Source organism: bacterium (assembly GCA_024228115.1).
GTDB lineage: Bacteria > Myxococcota_A > UBA9160 > UBA9160 > UBA6930.
The window spans coordinates 1-3745 of record JAAETT010000693.1 but is presented as its reverse complement, the minus strand read 5'-3'; the positions used below and the strand labels follow the sequence as shown (position 1 = coordinate 3745).

General features: G+C 64.8%; 1 protein-coding gene and 1 pseudogene. One reads left to right on the top strand and one right to left on the bottom strand.

Annotated elements, in window-relative coordinates; translation table 11 throughout:
* Positions 1-286: 286 nt before the first annotated feature.
* A pseudogene (locus GY937_28710) lies at positions 287-2756 on the bottom strand (DUF87 domain-containing protein).
* A 173-nt stretch (positions 2757-2929) separates the two neighbouring features.
* Here GY937_28710 and GY937_28705 point away from each other — a divergent pair.
* Positions 2930-3610, top strand: a complete 681-nt coding sequence (locus GY937_28705; GenBank protein MCP5060697.1) for a BON domain-containing protein — start codon at positions 2930-2932, stop codon at positions 3608-3610.
* Positions 3611-3745 lie beyond the last annotated feature (135 nt).

Sequence of the window (3745 nt, the reverse complement as noted above, 5' to 3'; positions counted from 1 at the left end):
GACCATTGCTGAAGCATCGCCCGCTGGCTCTTGCTGAGGTGAATCTCGGCTGCGACCCGCATCGTGCCCCTCTGGCCGTTCGCCGCGAGGGTAACGTGGATAGTCCAATAGTGCCCTTTATTTATGAATCATATCACTAGGCTCAACGGCGACCAGCCTGAATCGAACCTGCCCCCTGGACCCCGCTTCGCTTCTCCTGGCGGATCGAGGTGCGGGGGGCAGCCGTACTGGCGGGTGGGGACGCTTCGCTGGGGCTACGCAACAGAAGCGGAGCAGCTTCTCGCCGTCATTCCCAGGCCGGCTCGGCGATCCCGTCTTTGCCGACCCGCCACGGCACCCACACCAGGGCGACCCGCTCGACGGCCGTGTCGGATTTGCGCGTGCGAATAGGGAGCTGCACGAGTTCGATTGCGGATTCATCGACCTCGTCGCGAACCCTCTCGAGTTCGGTCTGGAGCTCCTGCTCCATCTCGATGAGTTCCTCTTTTACCGCACCCAACTCCGCCTCGGCCCGGTCGATATCGCCGTGCTGCTTCATGGCTCGGTTCGCCCCGCGGATCGCGGTCGTGGCCCGGCCTACGTTCCGGGCGCTTCCCAGCTTCCGACCGAAGAGCGCTCCGAGCATGGTGGCACCCATTGAAATGACCGTGTTGCGTTTGGAGGCGTCGTATTGTTCCTCTTCGCGTTCGAGCTTCTGCTCAGCACGGAGAATGCGGTTCTCGAGCCGCGTGATCTTCGTCGCGTACCGCTTGCGAAGCTTTTCGACCCGGAGATCCCGTTGCTCGTGCAGCTTGGTGCGCATCCGGGCTCGGAAGTCGCCTTCGCTCTCGCCCGGTTTGGATGTCTCCTTCAACGCCTTGCACTTCCACAGGCTCAGCACGCACACCCGATAGATGTGACTCTTCAGCATCTTGTTCCAACGCGGGTAGCTCTTCGCTCGTGTCGCTGCTGAGGGAAGATCTCCGAACTCGGCACCCTCGTAGGCTACGTCTCCGAGATCCAGTTGCTGGGGATCGAGCGTGACCGTCCCCTCGTCGTCCCAGGGCGAACCGCGGAGATCCCCGGCCAAGGGCACGAGCACTCCTACGCTCTCCCAACGGTCGACGTTGGCCGCTGCCTTGGCATAGTGCACGCCGGCCGCGCCAAACAAGCAGGGGCGATAGACGATTCGTACGCCCTCACCGGCTGGAGCCACCACCGGCCGGTAGGCCTGATCGACCTCCGGTGCGACGGCCGGCCGGACGGCGGCCTCGGGGACCTCGGGGACCACTGGCGGCGCGAGGGTCGATTCGGGAGCCACCGGAGACGCTAACTCCTGCTTCGCCGTGAGGCTGGCGATCTGCTTTCGCGTGAGCGGCCCGCGCAGGTAGGACATCGCCCAACGCGTCTGGAACAACACCGGCCCATCTTTCATGAACGTTGTTGATCAAGAAGGTCCGGTTGCCGAGGCCCGCCAGGAGCCGCTCCATCTCTCCGCGATCGAAGGCGGCACCGGTCGTGGCCGACGCCCCCTCGAGCCCTTCGATCACCCGCATCTTGTCCCGCTCGGTCTGAAGGCGACCTAACAACCAGGTTCCGGTATTGGAGAGGCCTTTGTAGTCGAGGTCTACCGGGTTCTGGGTTGCCAACACGCAGCCGAGGCCATAGGCCCGGGCCTGCTTCAGGAGCGTCAGCATCGGCATCTTCGACGGCGGATTCGCGGTCGGCGGGAAGTAGCCGAATACCTCGTCCATGTAGAGAATGGCCCGCAGGCTGTTCGTGCCGGGCTGGCTGCGCATCCAGGTGACCATCTCGTTCAACAGCAGCGTCACGAAGAACATGCGCTCGCTCTCGGAGAGATGGGCGATCGAAAGGATGGAGAGACGCGGCTTCCCTTCGGGCGTATACAGCAGCCGTTGGATATCGAGCGGCTCCCCTTCCATCCAGGAAGAGAAGCTCGGCGAAGCGAGCAGGTTGTTCAGTGTCATCGCAAGCGCCAGCCGATCCTCGGCCGGAAAGAAGCTCTCCAGATCGAACACGCCGACCCGATCGAAGGCCGGGCTCTGGATTTCCCGGATCAGGCTGGCGAGATCGAGATCCCGCCCCGCGGACCAGGCACGATCCACGACATTGGAGATGAGGATGTGCTCGCGGCTCTTGATCGGATCGGGATCGATGCCTAGCAAGGCGAGTAGCCCCGACACCGAAGCCTGGATGCGCTCCCGATGCGCATCGGAATCCCCGCGCAACGCTTCCGGCGGTGCGGCCAGGGATTTCAGGACCCGGAGCGGGCGGCCAGCGCTGCTTCCCGGGGTGTAGATCGCCAGATCGACGGCCTCACGAAACGCCCTGATGCGCGCACCATCCTGGCCCCAATCCGCGAGGCCCTTCTTCCACTGTTCGGCGACCGCTTTGGCCTGCTCGTCTGGCGTTCGTCCCTCGCGGCCTGCGGCGGCCTCATCGATCCAGGGCCTGAAATCCGTAGGAGCGAGATCGGGGAAGGTGAGCAGGAGGTTGCCGAGATCGCCCTTCGGATCGATGACGATCGCCGGAATGCCGTCAAGGGCAGCTTCCTCGAGAAGCGAGACGCACAGACCGGTCTTGCCGCTGCCGGTCATGCCCACACAGACGGCGTGGGTCGTGAGATCCTTGGAGTCGTAGAGCAGGGCCTCTTCCGAGCGCTTGCCATCGCTTCCGAGGGTTGCGCCCAGGTAGAAGCTGCCGAGTTTCTCGTATTGGGTCGCGGCGGGGCCGCGGGTCTTCTTTCGTGCCGTCACCGCCTCGTGTTACACCGGGCGAGGCAGCCCGGCAATCCCCCGGTCGAGCCGGGAATGCGAGCCAAACCCGAGTCGTTCGGGGATTCTCGTGGGTCCTTCTGCCTCGTGGCCCAGCAGGCGGAATCGTGGTAACCACCGGCCCCGAACGCGTTTCGCTGCCCGAGGAGGCCCCCATGAATCCCTTCCGCTCGAGTCCGACCCTGCGTCTACTGGCGCCCACTTGCGCCCTCTTGCTTGCCCTTGCGGGTACAGGCTGCGGCGATCCCACCCCGGAGGAGCAGCTTGCCGACGCCACAGAAGAGCTGGCTTCGGCCAGCCAGGCCAAGAACGCCGCCCAGACGACCCTCGACCAACTGGAGCGACGCCTGGAAGACGCCCAGGCGGCTCGCGACAAGGCCGCCGAGGCCTTCGACGAAGTGCAACAGCGTTGGCTCTCGGCCAAGAACGCCGTCGGTGAGTTCGCGACCGACGAGGTGCTCCACCGTCAGGTCAACCGTGCGCTGCTGGAGGAGCCAGAACTCGAAGGCGCAACCATCACCGCCGGCGTTCAAGATCGAATCGTCACACTGATCGGCGGCGCGCCGAACGCAGACGTGATCGTGCTGGCGACGGAGCTGGCAGGTGCCGTCCCGGGTGTCGCCGAGGTGGTGAGCGAAGTGGTCATCGAGAGCGCCGAGGCCGTGGACGCAGAGCCCGCCGCCTCCGAAGCCGAGGAGACCGAAGACGCCGAACCCGAAGACACCGAGCCCGGTGACGCCGAGCCGGGAGACCCGGGAGCCGAAGCCTCGGAGAACGTGATCCCCGAGCTGCCGGGCCTCGACGACGAGGAAGCAACCTCGGAGACGCATCTCTAGTCCCTTGTATCGACCAAAGGCGGAAGTGTTGTCATGCTAAGCACTGCGTCCCCCGCAGCCAATCGGTTCTCGCCGTGTCGCGGGCCGATTCATGGGGCCCGTATGTCGAAGAAGCGGTATCGGATTGACTTGACG